At 68.1% G+C, this 18,113-nt stretch carries 13 protein-coding genes and 1 riboswitch; of the genes, 8 read left to right on the forward strand and 5 right to left on the reverse strand.

Going from position 1 to position 18,113, the window contains the following annotated elements:
* The first annotated feature begins 165 nt into the window (after nucleotides 1-165).
* Complete coding sequence (gene ephH, locus AC5Y30_RS19965) at nucleotides 166-963, forward strand: epoxide hydrolase EphH (protein WP_499920760.1); 798 nt, start codon at nucleotides 166-168, stop codon at nucleotides 961-963.
* Here the strand turns inward: ephH and AC5Y30_RS19970 are convergent.
* Nucleotides 956-2,185, reverse strand: coding sequence for an NADP-dependent isocitrate dehydrogenase (locus AC5Y30_RS19970; RefSeq protein ID WP_499920487.1), 1,230 nt, complete (start codon nucleotides 2,183-2,185; stop codon nucleotides 956-958). The genes ephH and AC5Y30_RS19970 overlap by 8 nt on opposite strands.
* 27 nt (nucleotides 2,186-2,212) lie before the next feature.
* The gene (locus AC5Y30_RS19975; protein ID WP_499920488.1) at nucleotides 2,213-4,447 is read right to left on the reverse strand and encodes an NADP-dependent isocitrate dehydrogenase; all 2,235 of its coding nucleotides are present in this window, start codon (nucleotides 4,445-4,447) and stop codon (nucleotides 2,213-2,215) included.
* A gap of 151 nt (nucleotides 4,448-4,598) precedes the next feature.
* A riboswitch (SAM riboswitch) is annotated at nucleotides 4,599-4,720 on the forward strand.
* A gap of 163 nt (nucleotides 4,721-4,883) precedes the next feature.
* Here AC5Y30_RS19975 and AC5Y30_RS19980 point away from each other — a divergent pair.
* The 3 genes from AC5Y30_RS19980 to AC5Y30_RS19990 are packed head-to-tail and all read left to right on the forward strand — an operon-like array spanning nucleotide 4,884 to nucleotide 8,136.
* Nucleotides 4,884-6,254 carry a bifunctional o-acetylhomoserine/o-acetylserine sulfhydrylase gene (locus AC5Y30_RS19980; protein WP_499920490.1) on the forward strand — a complete coding sequence of 457 codons (1,371 nt, stop codon included), beginning with the start codon at nucleotides 4,884-4,886 and terminating at the stop codon, nucleotides 6,252-6,254.
* Between the two features lie 11 nt (nucleotides 6,255-6,265).
* The gene (gene metX, locus AC5Y30_RS19985) at nucleotides 6,266-7,396 is read left to right on the forward strand and encodes a homoserine O-acetyltransferase MetX (RefSeq protein ID WP_499920491.1); all 1,131 of its coding nucleotides are present in this window, start codon (nucleotides 6,266-6,268) and stop codon (nucleotides 7,394-7,396) included.
* Nucleotides 7,397-7,401: 5 nt separating this feature from the next.
* Nucleotides 7,402-8,136, forward strand: coding sequence for a class I SAM-dependent methyltransferase (locus AC5Y30_RS19990; protein ID WP_499920762.1), 735 nt, complete (start codon nucleotides 7,402-7,404; stop codon nucleotides 8,134-8,136).
* 6 nt (nucleotides 8,137-8,142) lie between these two features.
* Here AC5Y30_RS19990 and AC5Y30_RS19995 read toward each other — a convergent pair whose 3' ends face one another.
* On the reverse strand, nucleotides 8,143-9,507 hold the full coding sequence (locus AC5Y30_RS19995; RefSeq protein WP_499920493.1) for an HNH endonuclease signature motif containing protein: 1,365 nt from the start codon (nucleotides 9,505-9,507) through the stop codon (nucleotides 8,143-8,145).
* 326 nt (nucleotides 9,508-9,833) lie between these two features.
* Here AC5Y30_RS19995 and AC5Y30_RS20000 point away from each other — a divergent pair, with 326 nt between their 5' ends.
* Nucleotides 9,834-10,403 (forward strand): DUF732 domain-containing protein, encoded by a 570-nt coding sequence (locus AC5Y30_RS20000; RefSeq protein ID WP_499920494.1) that lies wholly within the window; start codon nucleotides 9,834-9,836, stop codon nucleotides 10,401-10,403.
* Here AC5Y30_RS20000 and AC5Y30_RS20005 read toward each other — a convergent pair.
* Nucleotides 10,400-10,681, reverse strand: coding sequence for a DUF3017 domain-containing protein (locus AC5Y30_RS20005; RefSeq protein WP_499920496.1), 282 nt, complete (start codon nucleotides 10,679-10,681; stop codon nucleotides 10,400-10,402). The two genes, AC5Y30_RS20000 and AC5Y30_RS20005, sit on opposite strands and share 4 nt — an antisense overlap.
* Nucleotides 10,678-11,523: a bifunctional methylenetetrahydrofolate dehydrogenase/methenyltetrahydrofolate cyclohydrolase gene (locus AC5Y30_RS20010; RefSeq protein WP_499920498.1), complete on the reverse strand. Its 846-nt coding sequence runs from the start codon at nucleotides 11,521-11,523 to the stop codon at nucleotides 10,678-10,680. Before AC5Y30_RS20010 ends, AC5Y30_RS20005 begins: the two co-directional genes overlap by 4 nt.
* An 82-nt stretch (nucleotides 11,524-11,605) precedes the next feature.
* Here AC5Y30_RS20010 and AC5Y30_RS20015 point away from each other — a divergent pair, with 82 nt between their 5' ends.
* The 3 genes from AC5Y30_RS20015 to AC5Y30_RS20025 are packed head-to-tail and all read left to right on the forward strand — an operon-like array spanning nucleotide 11,606 to nucleotide 18,097.
* Complete coding sequence (locus tag AC5Y30_RS20015; protein ID WP_499920500.1) at nucleotides 11,606-12,811, forward strand: NADH:flavin oxidoreductase; 1,206 nt, start codon at nucleotides 11,606-11,608, stop codon at nucleotides 12,809-12,811.
* Nucleotides 12,812-12,841: 30 nt separating this feature from the next.
* A complete protein-coding gene (locus AC5Y30_RS20020) occupies nucleotides 12,842-15,487 on the forward strand; it encodes an ATP-binding cassette domain-containing protein (RefSeq protein ID WP_499920501.1) in 2,646 nt (881 codons plus the stop codon).
* Between the two features lie 36 nt (nucleotides 15,488-15,523).
* Nucleotides 15,524-18,097 (forward strand): ATP-binding cassette domain-containing protein, encoded by a 2,574-nt coding sequence (locus tag AC5Y30_RS20025; protein ID WP_499920503.1) that lies wholly within the window; start codon nucleotides 15,524-15,526, stop codon nucleotides 18,095-18,097.
* The last annotated feature ends 16 nt before the right edge of the window (nucleotides 18,098-18,113 follow it).

Raw genomic sequence — 18,113 nt, forward strand, 5'->3', positions numbered from 1 at the left:
CTGCGAGGGGGCCGCCTTGCGGTACCGGCGGTACCACATTTACTGTCGGGCTATGACCAAGCTCGTCTGCTCGGCTCCTTCCTCGTGAGCCCCGCTCACTCGGCGTCGCCTTCGGCCCGGTCCCCCATCCACCTCGGTCCCAGGGATGGTTCCGGAGAGCCCGTCCTGATGCTGCACGGATTCCTGATGTCGCAGACGGTATGGGATCCGGTCGCGCCGCGGCTGGCCGAGACCGGTCGCTTCGAGGTCTTCGCCCCCACCATGGCCGGGCACAACGGCGGGCCCTATGCGGGCACCTGGCTGCTGAGCTCGTCGGTGCTGGCCGACCACGTCGAGCGCCAGCTCGACCAGCTCGGCTGGGAAACCGCTCACCTCGTGGGCAACTCGCTGGGCGGATGGGTCGCCTTCGAACTGGAGCGGCGGGGCCGCGCCCGCAGCGTCACCGGCATCGGCGCCGCGGGCGGATGGACGCGGTGGAGCCCGGTGAAATTCGAGGTCATCAGCAAGTTCATCGCGGGCATGCCCGTCCTCGCGCTGGCCCGGCTGTTCGGGGAGCGCACCCTGAAGCTGCCGCTGAGCCGGCGGCTGGCGACCCTGCCGCTCACCGCGACGCCGGAGGGCATCAGCGACGACCAGCTGCACGTCGTCATCGACGACGCCGCGCACTGCCCCGCGTACTTCCAGCTGCTCGTCAAGTCGCTGTTGGATCCGGGCCTGCTTCAGTTGGCCGACACCGCGGTGCCGGTCCAACTCGTGCTGTGCGAGAAGGACCGGGTGGTGCCCGCGAGCAGGTTCAATCGGCACTTCACCAACTTCCTGCCCCCGGGAACGAAGGTCACCAAGCTCGACGGCGTCGGTCACGTCCCCATGTTCGAGGCCCCCGACCGGGTCGCCGCGACCATCGCCGACTTCGTCGACGAGTGCGGCGCCGGGGCCGACCGGCGGCAACCACCGGCTAGTTAGCCAGCCGCTTTTCCAGGTCCTCCGCGATCGAGTTCAAGAACTCCTCGCTGTTCTGCCACTCCTGGTCGGGGCCGACGAGGACGGCGAGGTCCTTCGTCATCTTTCCGCTCTCGACGGTGGACACCACCACGTCCTCCAGCGTTCGCGCGAACTCGGTGACCTCGGGGGTGTCGTCCAGCTTGCCGCGGTGCGCCAGTCCACGCGTCCAGGCGAAGATCGAGGCGATCGGGTTGGTCGACGTCGGCTTGCCGGCCTGATACTGGCGGAAGTGCCGGGTTACGGTGCCGTGCGCGGCCTCGGCCTCGACCGTCTTGCCGTCGGCGGTCATCAGCACCGACGTCATCAGCCCCAGTGAGCCGTAGCCCTGCGCGACGAGGTCCGACTGCACGTCGCCGTCGTAGTTCTTGCAGGCCCACACGTAGCCGCCCTCCCACTTCAGGCAGGCCGCAACCATGTCGTCGATCAATCGGTGCTCGTAGGTCAGTCCCTCGGCCTCGAACTGCTCGGCGAACTCCTCGTCGTAGACGCGCTGGAACTCGTCTTTGAACATGCCGTCGTACGCCTTGAGGATGGTGTTCTTGGTCGACAGGTACACCGGCCACTTGGCGTCCAGCCCGTACTTCAACGAGGCGCGGGCGAAGTCCCGGATGGAGTCCTTGAAGTTGTACATCCCCATCACGACGCCCCCGTCCTCGGGGATGGACACCACCTCGTGCACCATCGGCTCGCCGCCGTCGGCGGGCGTGAAAGTGATTGCGACGGTTCCGGGTTTGTCGACCTCGAAGTTGGTCGACCGGTACTGGTCGCCGAAGGCGTGGCGGCCGATGACGATCGGCTTGGTCCAGCCCGGTACCAGCCGCGGCACGTTCGAGATCATGATGGGCTCGCGGAAGATGGTGCCGCCCAGAATGTTTCGAATCGTGCCGTTGGGCGAGGGCCACATCTTCTTGAGATCGAACTCCTCGACGCGGGCCTCGTCGGGGGTGATGGTGGCGCACTTGACACCGACGCCGTGCTTCTTGATGGCGTTGGCCGCATCGATGGTCACCTGGTCATCGGTGCGGTCGCGGTGCTCGATGCCCAGGTCGTAGTAGTCCAGGTCGATGTCGAGGTGCGGCAGGATCAGCATGTCCTTGATCGACTTCCAGATGACGCGGGTCATTTCGTCACCGTCGAGCTCTACGACGCGGCCTTTGACCTTGACCTTGGCTTCCCCTGCCATGTCGAGTCCCGCTTCCTGCCGGGGGCCCTAGCCTGTCGAAGCCGCCAGCGCCTCATTGAAGGTCTTGCTCGGGCGCATGATCGCCGTCGTCTTCTCGCTGTCCGGGTAGTAGTAGCCGCCGATGTCGACCGCCTCGCCCTGCGCCTCGGCGAGCTCGGCCACGATGGTCTCCTCGTTTTCGCGCAACGCGTCGGCGAGCGCGGCGAAATGCTTGCGCAATTCTTCGTCGTCGGATTTCGCGAGTTCGGCCGCCCAGTACAGCGCCAGGTAGAACTGGCTGCCGCGGTTGTCGAGTTCACCGGTCTTGCGCGACGGGCTCTTGTCGTTCTCCAGCAGCTTGCCGATGGCGGCATCCAGCGTCTTGCCCAGGACCTTGGCGCGCTCATTGTCGGTCTTGATGCCGATGTCCTCGAAACACGCTCCGAGAGCAAGGAATTCACCCAGGGAATCCCAGCGCAGATGGTTCTCCTCGACGAGTTGGTGGACGTGCTTGGGCGCCGAACCGCCCGCGCCGGTTTCGTACATCCCACCGCCGGCCATCAGCGGCACGATGGACAACATCTTGGCGCTGGTGCCCAGCTCCAGGATCGGGAACAGGTCGGTGAGGTAATCGCGCAGGATGTTGCCGGTCGCGGCAATGGTGTCCTGCCCGCGCATGGCGCGCTCGATGGTGTACCGCATTGCCCACACCTGCGGCATGATCTGGATCTCCAGGCCCTCGGTGTCGTGCTCCTTCAGGTACGCCTTGACCTTCTTGCGCAGCTCGACCTCGTGCGGCCGCTCGGTGTCGAGCCAGAACAACACCGTCATACCGGAGTTCCTGCCCCGGGTGACCGCGAGCTTGACCCAGTCGCGGATCGCTTCGTCGGTGACGATGGGCATGCGCCAGATGTCACCCTCCTCGACGTTCTGGGTCAGCAGCACTTCCCCGGTGTCGAGGTCGACGATGTTGGCGACACCGTCCTCGGGAATCTCGAAGGTCTTGTCGTGCGAGCCGTACTCTTCGGCCTGCTGCGCCATCAGGCCGACGTTGGGAACGGTGCCCATCGTCCGCGGATCGAACTGCCCGTGGGTTTTGCAGAAGTTGATGATCTCCTGGTAGATCCGCGAAAAAGTCGACTCGGGGTTGACGGCCTTGGTGTCCTTCTGGCGCCCGTCGGCGCCCCACATCTTGCCGCCCGCGCGGATCATCGCCGGCATGGACGCGTCCACAATGACGTCGCTGGGCGAATGAAAGTTGGTGATGCCCTTGGCCGAATCGACCATGGCCAGCTCGGGGCGGTGTTCGTGGCAGGCGTGCAGATCGCGGATGATCTCCTCGTGCAGTGACGCCGGCAGCGACTCGATCTTGTTGTAGAGGTCGACCAATCCGTTGTTGACGTCGACGCCGAGCTCGTCGAACAGCTCCTGGTGCTTGGCGAAAGCGTCCTTGTAGAAGATCTTCACCGCGTGACCGAAGACGATGGGGTGCGACACCTTCATCATCGTCGCCTTGACGTGCAGCGAGAACATCACGCCGGTCTCGTAGGCGTCCTGCATCTGCTCCTCGTAGAACTCGACGAGGGCCTTCTTGCTCATGAACATGGAATCGATGACGTCGCCCTCGCGCAGCTCGACCTTGGCCTTGAGCTCGAGGGTCTGCCCGCTCTTGGTCTCCAGCACCATCTTCACGTTGCGCGCGCGGTCCAGCGTCATCGACTTCTCGCCGTGGTAGAAGTCGCCGTGCCGCATGGTCGCGACGTGAGTGCGCGAGGCCGGCGACCAGTCCGCCATGCTGTGCGGGTGCTTGCGGGCGTACTCCTTCACCGCCTTGGGCGCGCGCCGGTCCGAATTGCCCTGCCGCAGCACCGGATTGACGGCGCTACCAAGGCATTTGGCGTAGCGCGCGCGAATCTCTTTGTCCTCGTCCGTCTTTGGACTCTGCGGGAAGTCCGGGATCTTGTATCCCTTGCCCTGCAACTCCTTGACGGCGGCGATCAGCTGGGGGACCGAGGCGCTGATGTTCGGCAGCTTGATGATGTTGGTGTCGGGGAGTTCTGTCAGCCGGCCCAACTCGCCCAGGTTATCCGGAACGCGCTGCTCTTCGGTCAGATCGTCGGGGAACTCCGCCAGAATCCGGGCGGCCACGGAGATGTCGCTGGTCTTGATCTCGATGCCCGCCGGCTCGGCGAAGGCGCGCACGATCGGCAGGAACGCATAAGTCGCCAGCAGCGGCGCTTCGTCGGTCAGTGTGTAGATGACGGTCGGCTGTTCGGCGCTCACGGTCCCTCTCCCGGCGTCAATGATGGGTTCGAATTCTGGGGGGCTCAGCGGTCTTCCTGCCACGTTAGCAAGGGTGTTTGGACAGGTGTCGACCTGCACGTGCACCGCGATGGTTGGCACCGACTCGGCACAGTAAGATAATCTTCGAATTGGTCATGAGCGCCAGCATCAAGCCCCGGCTTGCTGGCCGGCAACCCTCCAACCGCGGTGGGGTGCCCCGGGTGATGACCAGGTTGAGTAGCCACACAACCGGCTATCCGGCAAGCGCGGGTCCGCCATGACGGGCCCCTGAGCAGACAGGGAAACGTGATGTGCATTCTCCCGGCCTTTTCGCGCCTCATCGTGTGTCGCTGCTAATCCGCGGTGCCGGCTGACGCCCCATTCCGGCGTCCCGGCCGTCGCCGAGCACATTTCCCTACCAGCAGAAAGCAACCCCGTGACCTCCGACAACGCCGAGCACGACACCGACCCGACCGCGAATTGGTCGTTCGACACCAAGCAGGTACACGCCGGCCAGCAGCCGGACAGCGCCACCAGCGCCCGCGCCCTGCCGATTTACCAGACCACGTCGTACACCTTCGACGACACCACGCACGCCGCCGCCCTGTTCGGGCTCGAAGTGCCGGGCAACATCTACACCCGGATCGGCAACCCGACCACCGATGTCGTCGAGCAGCGCGTCGCCGCACTCGAGGGCGGGGTGGCGGCGCTGTTCCTGAGCTCCGGGCAGGCCGCCGAGACCTTCGCCATATTGAACCTGGCCTGTGCCGGCGATCACATCGTCTCGAGCCCGCGGCTCTATGGCGGGACGTACAACCTGTTCCACTATTCGCTGGCCAAGCTCGGCATCGACGTCACCTTCGTGGAGGACCCCGACGACCTGGATTCGTGGCAGGCCGCGGTGCGGCCGAACACCAAGGCCTTCTTCGGCGAGACCATCTCCAACCCGAAGATCGATGTGCTGGACATTCCCGGGGTCGCCGGGGTCGCGCACGCCAACGGCGTCCCGCTGATCGTCGACAACACCATCGCCACGCCGTACCTGATCCAGCCGTTCTCCCACGGCGCCGACATCGTCGTGCACTCCGCCACCAAGTACCTCGGCGGCCACGGCTCGGCGATCGCCGGGGTCATCGTCGACGGCGGCACCTTCGACTGGACGCAGGGACGCTTCCCGGGGTTCACCACGCCCGACCCGAGCTACCACGGCGTGGTGTTCGCCGAACTCGGCCCGCCGGCCTTCGCGCTCAAGGCGCGCGTGCAGCTGCTGCGCGACCTCGGTTCTGCCGCTTCGCCGTTCAACGCGTTCCTGGTCGCCCAGGGCATCGAGACGCTGAGCCTGCGCATGGAGCGCCACGTCTCCAACGCGCAGCGCGTGGCCGAGTACCTGGCCGGCCATGATGGCGTGGTGTCGGTCAACTATGCGGGCCTGCCCAGCTCGCCCTGGCATGAGCGGGCAAAGAAGCTGGCGCCCAAGGGAACCGGCGCGGTGCTGGCCTTCGAGCTGGACGGCGGCGTCGAGGTGGGCAAAGCGTTCGTCAACGCGCTGAAGCTGCACAGCCACGTCGCCAACATCGGCGACGTGCGCTCGCTGGTGATCCACCCGGCGTCCACGACGCACGCCCAGCTCAGCCCGCAGGAGCAGCTGAGCACCGGGGTCAGCCCCGGTCTGGTGCGCCTGGCCGTGGGCATCGAGGGCATCGACGACATCCTGGCCGACCTGGAGCTCGGCTTCGCCGCGGCGGCCAAATTCGGTGCGACCGCGGGGGCGTCGGGCACCGATCCGCAAGCGGTGGCGGCATTTTGAGGAGACCGGCAATGACGATCTCAGACGCTGCAACCCAGCCGCTGCCGGCCGAAGGCGAGATCGGCGTGGTGCGCATCGGGTCGCTGACCACCGAGAACGGCGCGGTGATCGACGATGTCCAGATCGCCGTCCAGCGTTGGGGCGAGCTGTCCCCCAACCGCGACAACGTGGTGGTGGTGCTGCACGCGCTCACCGGCGATTCGCACCTGACCGGGCCCGCCGGGCCGGAACATCCCACGCCGGGTTGGTGGGACGGTGTCGCCGCGCCGGGTGCCCCGATCGACACCAATCGCTGGTGCGCGGTGGTCACCAACGTGCTGGGCGGTTGCCGCGGCTCCACCGGGCCGAGCTCGATTGCCCCGGACGGAAAGCCATGGGGCTCAAGGTTTCCGCAGATTACCGTGCAGGATCAAGTTGCGGCGGACGTCGCCGCGCTGGCGGCGCTGGGCATCGACCGGGTTGCCGCCGTCATCGGCGGATCCATGGGCGGGGCAAGGGCTTTGGAGTGGATCGTCGCCCAGCCCGACCGGGTTCGGGCCGGGCTGGTGATAGCGGTCGGCGCGCGCAGCACCGCCGATCTGATCGGCCACCTGAGGACGCAGATATCGCTCGTCAAGACCGACCCGAACTGGCAGGGCGGCGACTATTACGGAACCGGGCGCAAACCCGACACCGGAATGGCGCTCGCCCGGCAATTCGCCCACCTGACCTACCGCGGCGAGCTGGAGCTCGACACCCGGTTCGGCAACGGCAGCCAGGGTGGCGAGGATGCGGGGAACGGCGGCCGCTACGCAATACAGAGCTACCTGGAATATCAGAGCGAAAAGCTGGTCGATCGCTTTGACGCCGGCAGCTACGTGGCGTTGTCGGACTCGATGAGCAGCAATGACGTGGGCCGCGGCCGCGGTGGAGTGCGAAAAGCGCTGAGCGAGTGTCCCGTACCGGTCGTGGTCGGCGGCATCACCAGTGACCGGCTCTACCCGCTGCGTCTGCAGGAAGAGCTGGCCGAGCTGCTGCCGGGCTGCGCCGAACTGGACATCATCGAATCAATCTACGGGCACGACGGATTCCTGATCGAAGCCGACGCGGTCAACGAATTGATTGCGAAAACCCTCAAATTGGCCGATGAGCAAGGCGCGTGACGACCGTGACCCGCTCGCGCCACGACCGCTCCCTATCGTTCGGTTCGGCGGCCGCAGCCTATGAGCGGGGACGCCCTTCCTACCCCCCGGAGGCGATCGACTGGCTGTTGCCGGTCGGGGCGCGCCGGGTGCTCGACTTGGGTGCCGGTACCGGGAAGCTGACGACGCGGTTGGTGGAGCGCGGCCTGGACGTGGTGGCCGTCGACCCCATCCAGGACATGCTGGAGGTGTTGCGCGCCTCGCTGCCGGAGACCCGGGCGCTGCTGGGCACCGCGGAAGAGATTCCGTTGGAGGACAACAGCGTTGACGTGGTGCTGGTGGCGCAGGCCTGGCATTGGGTGGATCCCGAGCGCGCGATCCCGGAGGTGGCGCGGGTGCTGCGGCCCGGCGGCCGGCTGGGTCTGGTGTGGAACACCCGCGACGAACGGCTCGGCTGGGTGCGCGAACTGGGGCAGATCATCGGCAGCGACGGCGACGGCGGCCGCACCCAGGTAACGCTGCCGGAGCCCTTCACCGACCTGGCGCATCATCGGGTCGAGTGGACGAGTTACCTTACGCCGCAAGCATTGATCGACCTTGTCGCATCCCGCAGCTACTGCATCACCTCGCCGGCCGAGGTCCGCACCCAAACGCTCGACCAGGTGCGCCAATTGCTGGCAACCCATCCGGCGCTGGCGAACTCGACGGGCCTGGCGCTGCCTTACGTCACCATGTGCACCCGCGCGACGCTGGCGGGATAGCGAACGCTACGGCCCGGCGTCGTCTCCGTCGCGCAGCAGTTTCTCGGGGTGGTGGAAGGTGTTGGTGCGCGGCTGGTCTCGGTCGAGATGTGGCGGTGGAATCCATTCGGTGTCTCCGCGCGGGCGTTTTCGGGTGGTCCAACCACCGGGTTTGAGGAGTCGGTGGTGGGGGCCGCAGGCGAAGGTGAGGTCGTTGACGTCGGTCACGTGGCACTTGCTGTAGTCGGTGGCGTGATGGACTTCGCAGTAGTAGCCGGGCACGGTGCAGCCCGGGTTCGAGCAGCCGCGGTCCTTGGCGTACAACACGATTCGCTGTCCCGGTGAGGCCAGGCGCTTGGTGTGATAGAGCGCCAGCGCCTTGCCCTTGTCGAAGATCGCCAGATAGTGGCGGGCGTGGCGGGCCAGGCGGATCACGTCGCTCATCGGCAGCATGGTGCCGCCCCCAGTCAGGCCTCGCCCGGCGGCGGATTCCAGCTCGGCCAGCGTCGTGGTCACGACGATGGAGGCCGGTAACCCGTTGTGCTGCCCCAACTCTCCGGAGGCAAGCAGCGCCCGCAGCGCCGCGTTGAGTCCGTCGTGGTTGCGCTGGGCGGCCGAGCGCGGGTCGCCCTCGATGGCCTCTTGGGTGGGTGCGCCGTCGATGCACGGGGTGTCGTCGAGGGGGTTGCACATGCCCGGGGCGGCGAGTTTGGCCAGGACGGCTTCCAGGGTGGCGCGTGCTTCGGGGGTGAGCCAGCCGCGCAGCGCCGACATGCCGTCGGCTTGCTGGTTGCCCAGCGTCAGCCCCCGTCGGCGGGCGCGGTCGTCGTCGGTGAAGGTGCCGTCGGGGTTGAGCACATCGGCCAGTCCCCGCGCCAGGGCGGCGAGTTGTTCGGGGCGAAACCGCGTTCCGAACTCGGCCAGTTGGGCTTCGGCCTGCTCGCGCGCCGCGAAATCCACCCAGCCGGGCAGCTGGTGGTAGAACTTGCGGATCACTGCCACCTGGCCCGCGCCTAGCTCGCCCTGGCGTTGGGCGGCCGAGGTCGCGGCCAGCACCGAGGCCAGCGGTTCGCCGGTCAGGCCGTGTCGCGGGCCCAGATCGCGCGCCTCTTTGACCCGCCGGGCGGCTTCGGTGCGGCTGATCAGTGTCGCCTCGGCGAGGGCATGGACCACTGTGCCGCCGAGGTCTAGGGAGGGGGCTTGGCGGGCAAGAGAATTGATCAGCGGATGCTCGACGGCCGGGATGCGCCGGCGCTGCTTTTCGCAGCGCTGCAACGCCATTAGCTGTTGCTGCGGGTTGAGCGCGTCGTAGTCCAGCGCGCAGGCTCGATCCCAGGCGGCATCGAGCGCGTCGAACACCGCATCGACATCCTGCAGACCACTTGAACTCACACCGTCAAACTAGCCGCACCCACCGACAGAATCGCCCCACCGGCCGCCATAGATTCACACTCGCGCAAGATCTTTCGTTGTTGGTCAACCCCCAGGCGACAGGTTCGAGCCGCCCGCGTCCAGATCACAGTGTGGTGTCGATTGACCGCCCGGCCTTGCGCAATCGAGCTGGGTAATAACCGATGTGGCGGGCGTCGTGGCCTCACGAAACGCTTATTGTGCGAACCTTTATCCCACCGTGTCGCAAACGTGACAGTCATGGCTCAGAGTTCCATACGTGGTTCGAGTGCCGCTGACGCACTCCATTGGCGGACGGGGAGGCTGGCGTGAAGGCACTTGCACGAACTCATCGGTGGGTCTGGCTTTTTCGTCGCCAGCCCTTCACCATCCGCCTGCTGGCCGCTGCCGCCGGACTGCTCACCGTGGCCTCGGCGTTCGCGGCGCCGGCCGAAGCGGAGGGCAACGGTGACGACTTCATCGACGCGCTCAACCACGCCGGCATCGACTTCGGGGAGCCCGGAAACGCGATGTCCGTCGGCGAATCGATCTGCCCGATGCTCTCGCAACCGGGTGGCAATTTCGCCGCGGCCGCGTCCAGCGTCGCCGGTAGGGGCATGTCGCCCATGATGGCGCGGATGTTCACCCAGATCGCGATCCAGACGTACTGCCCCGAGGAGATGGCAAACATCGCCAGCGGCAACCTGTCCGCCGCCATGCCGCCGGGAATGCCGGGAATGCCGGGCCAGATCCCAGGAATGCCAGGGCAAATCCCGGGAATGGCCGGCCAGGTCCCGGGCCTGCCCGGGCAGGTACCCGCACTGCCAGGCCAATACCCGGGAATGGCGGGCCAACTGCCCGCGATACCCGGGCAGGCTCCGGCGCTGCCGAGGTTCTAGCGGGTGCCCAGCGGGTCGATGGTCCACGCGATGTAGAACATCGCCGCCCCGACCGTCGCGGTGGTGATGAAGTCGATTCCCTTGCCGCGCACCACCAGAAGGCCGGCCCGGTCCTCGGACAACACCAGCCGCAACAGCGCCGCCACCGCCACACCGATACCGATCAGCAGCGAACCACGACGCCAGAAACTGGCCCCGACCAGGGCCAGCGCTACCGCAAAGATCATGCCCACCAACACAATTGGCCATTGGGCCCGCAGCAGGGTGCGCGCGGTCATTGCCGCTCGGCCAGCTCGACGACGTTGGTCAGCAGGAACGCACGGGTCAGCGGACCCACGCCGCCCGGGTTCGGCGACACGTGGCCGGCCACGTCCCACACGTCGGGATGCACGTCGCCGACAAGCTTGCCGTCCACGCGGCTGACGCCGACGTCGAGCACCGCGGCGCCGGGACGCACCATGTCGTCGGTCACCATGTGCGGCACCCCCACGGCCGCGACGATGATGTCGGCCTGCCTGGTCAACGCAGGCAGGTCACGAGTCTTGGTGTGGCACAAGGTCACCGTGGCGTTCTCGGAGCGGCGGGTCAGCAGCAGCCCCAGCGGGCGCCCGACGGTGACACCGCGGCCGATGACGACCACGTGCGCCCCGGCGATCTCCACGTCGTAGCGACGCAACAGGTGCACGATGCCGCGCGGGGTGCACGGCAGCGGGGCCGGGTTGTTGAGCACCAGCCGGCCCAGGTTGGTCGGGTGCAGGCCGTCGGCGTCCTTATCCGGGTCGACCCGCTCCAGCGCCGCGTTCTCGTCGAGATGCTTGGGCAGCGGCAACTGCACGATGTACCCGGTGCAGTCGGGGTTGGCGTTGAGTTCGTCGATGGTCTCGTTGAGCGTCGCGGTGCTGATGTCGGCGGGCAGGTCACGGCGAATCGAGGTGATGCCCACCTTCGCGCAATCGGCGTGCTTGCCCCGGACGTACGCCTGCGAGCCGGGGTCATCGCCCACCAGGATGGTGCCCAGCCCGGGGGTGCGACCCGATGCGGCCAATGCCGTCACGCGCTGCTTGAGGTCGACGAAGATCTCGTCGCGGGTGGCCTTGCCGTCCAGCGTGATTGCTCCCACTGTGACAGTCTGGCAGACCTCGATGATGGCGACCCGCCGCGCCCGGCTCCGCCGCGCTTGCGATCGCCATTAGGCTCCCGGTATGTCTACCCCTCCGGACGTGTTCAGCCCCGCGAAGCTCGGTCCGATTACGCTGCGCAACCGCACCATCAAGTCCGCCACCTTCGAGGCGCGCACGCCCGAGGCGCTGGTGACCGACGACCTCATCGAGTACCACCGGCTGCCTGCCGCGGGTGGGGTCGGCATGACGACCGTCGCGTACTGCGCCGTCTCCCCCGGCGGCCGCACCGAGGGCAACGGCATCTGGATGCGGCCGGAGGCCGTCCCCGGCTTCCGGCGGCTCACCGACGCGATCCACGCCGAGGGGGCCGCGGTCAGCGCGCAGATCGGCCACGCCGGCCCGGTGGCCAACGCCAAGTCCAACAAGGCGAAGGCCCTGGCGCCGGTCCGGTTCTTCAACCCGATCGGGATGCGGTTCGCCAAGAAGGCGACCCGCGAGGACATCGACGAGGTCATCGAAGGGCACGCCAACGCCGCGCGGCTGGCCATCGAGGCCGGCTTCGACGCCGTCGAAATCCACCTGGGCCACAACTACCTGGCGAGTTCGTTTCTGTCCCCGCTGATCAACCGGCGCGACGACGAGTTCGGCGGGTCGCTGCAGAACCGGGCCAAGGTCGCCCGCGGCATGGTGATGGCCGTTCGGCGTGCGGTGGAGAAGGAGGGCACGCCCATCGCGGTCACCGCCAAACTGAACATGGCCGATGGCGTTCGCGGCGGCATCAGCACCGAGGAATCGCTGGCCACGGCCAAGTGGCTGGAGGAGGACGGCGGGCTGGACGCCATCGAACTCACCGCGGGCAGCTCGCTGGTCAACCCGATGTACCTGTTCCGCGGCGACGCGCCGCTCAAGGAGTTCGCCGGCGCGTTCAAACCGCCGCTGCGCTGGGGCATGCGCATGACGGGCAAGAAGTTCCTGCGCGAATACCCCTACCGCGAGGCCTATCTATTGCGCGACGCCAAGCTGTTCCGCAACGAGTTGAAGATGCCGCTGATCCTGCTCGGCGGAATCACCAACCGGGAGACGATGGACCTGGCGATGGCGGAGGGATTCGATTTCGTCGCGATGGCCAGGGCACTGTTGGCCGAGCCGGATCTGATCAATCGAATCGCCGCTGATGGCGCCCGGCACCAGGTGCATTCGGCGTGCACGCACTGCAACCGGTGCATGCCCACGATCTACACCCGAACGCACTGCGTGGTGACCGGCGCGCCCGACGCTCACGGGTAAACCACAGGGCTGCAAGCTACAGTTGTGGCGATGTCAGCACCAGCCCCGCCAGCGCTAACCGTCCATCACGAAGGATCGGAACGCACCTTCGCAGCGGGCCACGATGTAGTAGTCGGGCGCGATCTGCGAGCGGACATGCGTATCACCCACCCGTTGATTTCGCGCGCCCATCTGCTGCTGCGTTTCGATCAGGGCAAGTGGCTGGCCATCGACAACGGTTCGCTCAACGGCACTTTCGTCAACGGCCGACGGGTGCCGGTGGTCGAGATCCACGACGGCCAGAACCTGAACATCGGCAACCCGGACGGACCGCTGCTGACGTTCGACGTCGGGCGCCACCAGGGCATGGCCGGGCGTCCGCCCCGCACCGAATCGATGAACATCCCGGTGGCGGCGGCACCGCCGCAGGCCGCGGCGTGGCCGGGGCAACCGGCGCCGCCCACCGCCGCCCCACCGCCTCCGCCGCCGCCCGGGCGCACGCCCAATTGGGCGGCCCCGCCGCGGCGGCCGCAGCCCGCGCCCGTGCCGCGGCAAGGCCCGCCGGGTCACACCATGTACGGGGGCGGCGGTGGACGCCCGCCCGCTGCGCCGCCCCCGACGCGCAACGCCCCGCCCATCGCGCAGATGCCCGCCGTGGGCTCGGGGAGCCCGCCGACCCACATGGCCCCCGCCTCCGCCAAGCCACCCGAGGTGGCGAACCTGGCGACCAAGATGTTCCAGGCGCTGCTGCCGTCGCGCTCGGACTCGGCTGCGCAGCCCGCCGGGTCGCAAACCATCGGCCGGGCCACCGACAACGACATCGTCATCCAGGACGTTCTGGCGTCGCGCCACCACGCCTTCTTGATCCAGACGCCGCTGGGCACCGAGATCCGCGACGCGCACAGCGTGAACGGGACCTTCGTCAACGGCGTCCGGGTCGGTTCGGCGGTGCTCACCGAGGGCGACGTGGTCACCATCGGCAACGTCGACCTGGTGTTCACCGGCGACAGCCTGGTCCGGCGCACCGAAGCGGCGACCCGCACCGGCGGGCTGGAGGTCAACTCCGTCTGCTACACGGTCGACCACGGCAAGCAGCTGCTGGACCACATCTCGCTGACGGCCCGGCCCGGGACGCTGACCGCCATCATCGGCGGGTCGGGCGCCGGCAAGACCACCCTGTCGCGGCTGATCGTCGGCTACACCAGCCCCACCTCGGGCAATGTGACCTTCGAGGGCCACGACATCCACACCGAGTACGCGTCCATGCGCAGCAGGATCGGCATGGTCCCGCAGGACGACGTCGTGCACCGCCAGCTCACGGTCAACCAGGCCCTCAACTACGCGGCCGAACTCCGCCTGCCGCCCGACACCAGCAAAGAGGAACGGGCCCGCGTCGTCGCGCAGGTGCTCGAGGAACTCGACATGACCCAGCACGCCGACACCCGGGTCGACAAGCTCTCCGGCGGTCAGCGCAAGCGCGCCTCGGTCGCCCTCGAGCTACTCACCCAGCCGTCGCTGCTGCTGCTGGACGAGCCGACGTCGGGCCTGGACCCGGCGCTGGACCGCCAGGTGATGCTGATGCTGCGCCAGCTCGCCGACGCGGGCCGCACCGTCCTGGTGGTGACCCACTCGGTGTCGTATCTGGACGTGTGCGACCAGATCCTGCTAGTCGCGCCGGGTGGCAAGACCGCGTTCTGCGGGCCGCCCGACCAGGTGGAATCCGCCATGGGGACGCGCAACTGGGCCGACATCTTCGCCAAGGTGGGCGCGGACCCGGACGAGGCGAACCGCCGGTTCAAGGAGCGCAACCAGCAGTCGTCGAAACCACCGTCCCCGCAGAGTCCGGCGGACCTGGGCGAACCACCGCAGACCAACCTGTTCCGGCAGCTGTCCACGATCGCCCGGCGCCAGGTTCGCCTCGTCGTCTCCGACCGCGGTTACACGATCTTCCTGGCGGTCCTGCCGTTCCTCATCGGCGCGCTGTCGCTGACGGTGAAGGGCCCGCACCCGGGCCTCGGGCCGGCCGACCCGATGGGGCCGGCGCCGACGCAGCCGCAGTACATCATGGTGCTGTTGAACATCGGCGCCGTGTTCATGGGCACCGCGCTGACCATCCGCGACCTGATCGGCGAGCGGCCGATCTTCCGGCGCGAACAGGCCGTCGGCCTGTCCACGACCGCCTATCTGCTGGCCAAGATCGCGGTGTTCTGCGTCTTCGCGACCGCCCAGGCGGCGATCGCGACCATCATCGTGCGGCTGGGTAAGGGCGCGCCGACGGCGCATCCCCAGTTCTTCGGCAACTCCACCTTCTCGCTGTTCGTCACCGTGGCGGGCACCTGCATTGCGTCGGCCATGCTCGGGCTGCTGCTTTCGGCGCTGGCGCAATCCAACGAGCAGATCATGCCGCTGCTGGTGGTGTCGATCATGTCGCAGCTGGTGTTCTCCAGCGGCATGATTCCGGTGTATCAGCGCGTTGGGCTCGAGCAGATGGCGTGGCTGACGCCCGCCCGGTGGGGCTACGCGGCGGGAGCGTCCTCGATCGACTTCCCGTCGCTGGTGAAGGTCAAGCAGATCCCGACCAACGACCCGATCTGGCAGCACTCGAAACACATCTTCGTGTTCGACATGTTCATGCTCGCGGCCCTGTCGATCGGTTACACCGGCTTCGTCCGCTGGCATATCCGGCTGAAACGCTAAGCCGGCGTCCCAACCGCGACTTGCAACCTGGATGGCATGACTCGACCTGAGCAGCCCGTGCTGACGGCTCGGTCTGACCGCTCCGAGGGAAGTTTCGCCGCCGGCCGCGACGTGGTGGTGGGCAGCGACCTGCGCGCCGACCTGCGCATGGCGCACCCGCTGATCGCCCGCGCGCACGTGCTGCTGCGCTTCGATCAGGGGCGGTGGCTGGCGGTCGACAACAACTCGCTCAACGGGGTCTACCTGGACGGCCAGCGGGTGCCGGTCATCGACATCCACGACGGCCAGACGATCAACATCGGCAAGCCCGACGGTCCGCGGATCACCTTCGAAGTGGGGATGGGCAACGTCGGCCTGCTCCCGCCGACCACGAAGTCGATCCCGATCATCGCCGCCCAGCCCGGCGCCCCGGCGCGCCCGCGGGCACAACCCACCGGCCCGCGACCCGCGGCCGGGCCGGCCCGGCCGCCCACGCCTCCGCCACGACCGCCCGCCTCGCCGCCGTCGCGCCCCTTCCCACGACGAGACACACAGCGCAGGCCGGCCGTCCCGATCGTCCCGCCGGAGGCCGCGACCCGCGCCGTACTGCAGTCCGGGTCACATCCCGCCGCACCGAACCCACCCACCGGCAGGAGCGACGCCGGGGAGTTCCCCACCACCTGGGTCAGCGTCCCGGGGGGTGAATCCGAGCGCCGGCCGGCGGCCGGCCGCTCCGCCTGGATCGGGCGCGCGCTCAACAACGACATCGTCGTGCACGACGTGCTGGCCTCCCGCCATCACGCCTTCTTGAACCCCACCCCGACGGGCGCCGAGATCCGCGACGCGAACAGCAGCAACGGCACCTTCGTCAACGGCGTCAAGGTCGGGTCGGCGGCGCTGTCCGACGGCGACGTGGTGACGATCGGCAACGTCGACCTGGTGTTCCACGACGGCATGTTGGTGCGCCGCCAGGAGGCGGCGACGCGAGCCGGCGGCCTGGAGGTGCGCGAGGTCAACTTCGGCGTCGGCGGCAAGAGCCTGCTCGAGCGGATCTCGCTGGTCGCCCGGCCGGGCACGCTGACCGCGCTGATCGGCGGTTCGGGCGCGGGCAAGACCACGCTGTCGCGGCTGATCGCCGGGTATGCCACGCCGTCGTCGGGCTCGGTGACGTTCGAGGGGCACGATATCCACTCCGAGTACGCCTCGCTGCGCACCAGGATCGGGATGGTTCCCCAGGACGACGTCGTGCACCGCCAGCTCACGGTCAGCCAGGCGCTCGGCTACGCCGCTGAGCTGCGCCTGCCGCCCGACACCAGCAAGGCCGATCGCGCGCAGGTCGTCGCCCAGGTCCTCGACGAGCTGGGCCTGACCGAGCACGCGGACACCCGGGTCGACAAGCTCTCCGGGGGCCAGCGCAAACGCGCCTCGGTGGCGCTCGAACTGCTGACAGGGCCGTCGCTGCTGATACTGGACGAACCGACCTCCGGCCTGGACCCGGCGCTGGACCTGCAGGTCATGACCATGCTGCGACAGCTCGCCGACGCCGGCCGCGTCGTGCTGGTAGTCACCCACTCGCTGACTTACCTCGACGTCTGCGACCAGGTGCTGCTGATGGCGCCGGGCGGCAAGACGGCGTACCTCGGCCCGCCCGGCCAGATCGGCGCGGCCATGGGGACCACCAACTGGGCGCACATCTTCGCCAAGGTGGGCGCCGACCCCGACGAGGCCAACCGCCGCTTCCTGGCCCAGAACAGACCCCCGCCGCCCACCCAGACCGAGGCGCCGGCCGAGCTGGGCGTTCCCCCGCACACCAGTAAGCGCCACCAGTTCTCCACGATCGCCCGCCGCCAGGTCCGGCTGGTGGTCTCGGACCGTGCCTACTTCCTGTTCCTGGCGGTGCTGCCGTTCGTCATGGGCGCGCTCTCGCTGACCGTTCCCGGCAGCGTCGGTTTCGGTTATGCCGATCCGGTGAGCGAGTCGGCAGGCGAAGCCGGGATGATCCTGACGCTGCTCACCATGGCGGCCGTGTTCATGGGCACCGCGCTGACCATCCGCGACCTGATCGGCGAGCGGCCGATCTTCCGGCGCGAACAGGCCGTCGGCCTGTCGAGCACCGCCTACCTGCTGGCCAAGGTCGCGGTGTTCTGCACGTTCGCCGTCCTTCAGGCGGCCATCGCCACGGCCATCGTGGTGCTGGGCAAGGGGCCGCCGACGCGCCCGGCGGTGCTGCTCGGTAATGCCACTCTCGAGCTGTTCACCGGGGTCGCGGCGACCTGTGTGGCCGCGGCGATGCTGGGTCTGCTGCTCTCGGCGCTGGCCCGCTCGGGCGAGCAGATCATGCCCCTGCTGGTGGTGTCGCTGATGATGCAGATGGTGCTCTGCGGCGGCATGGTGCCGGTCACCGACCGGATCTTCCTCGACCAGCTGTCCTGGCTGGCGCCCTCGCGGTGGGGCTACGCCGCGCAGGGGGCGACGGTAGACCTGTGGACGGTATCGCCCGGGCCGCAAAGCCCGCGGGACAGCCACTTCGAGCACACGGCGGCGGCCTGGCTGTTCGACATGGGCATGCTCGCGGTGCTCACCGTCGGTTACGCCGCGCTGGTGCGCTGGCGCATCCGGCTCACCCGCTGAGCGCTGCGCCGCGTGG

It is taken from the genome of Mycobacterium sp. NGS27 (assembly GCF_059813005.1).

Excerpts from the sequence above, each read along its gene's own strand:
- AC5Y30_RS20025 (WP_499920503.1), top strand. The coding sequence starts at position 15,524 with ATGACTCGACCTGAGCAGCCCGTGCTGACGGCTCGGTCTGACCGCTCC.
- AC5Y30_RS20005 (WP_499920496.1), bottom strand. The coding sequence starts at position 10,681 with ATGACCGCGCGCACCCTGCTGCGGGCCCAATGGCCAATTGTGTTGGTG.
- metX (WP_499920491.1), top strand. The coding sequence starts at position 6,266 with ATGACGATCTCAGACGCTGCAACCCAGCCGCTGCCGGCCGAAGGCGAG.
- AC5Y30_RS20015 (WP_499920500.1), top strand. The coding sequence starts at position 11,606 with ATGTCTACCCCTCCGGACGTGTTCAGCCCCGCGAAGCTCGGTCCGATT.
- AC5Y30_RS19970 (WP_499920487.1), bottom strand. The coding sequence starts at position 2,185 with ATGGCAGGGGAAGCCAAGGTCAAGGTCAAAGGCCGCGTCGTAGAGCTC.
- AC5Y30_RS20020 (WP_499920501.1), top strand. The coding sequence starts at position 12,842 with ATGTCAGCACCAGCCCCGCCAGCGCTAACCGTCCATCACGAAGGATCG.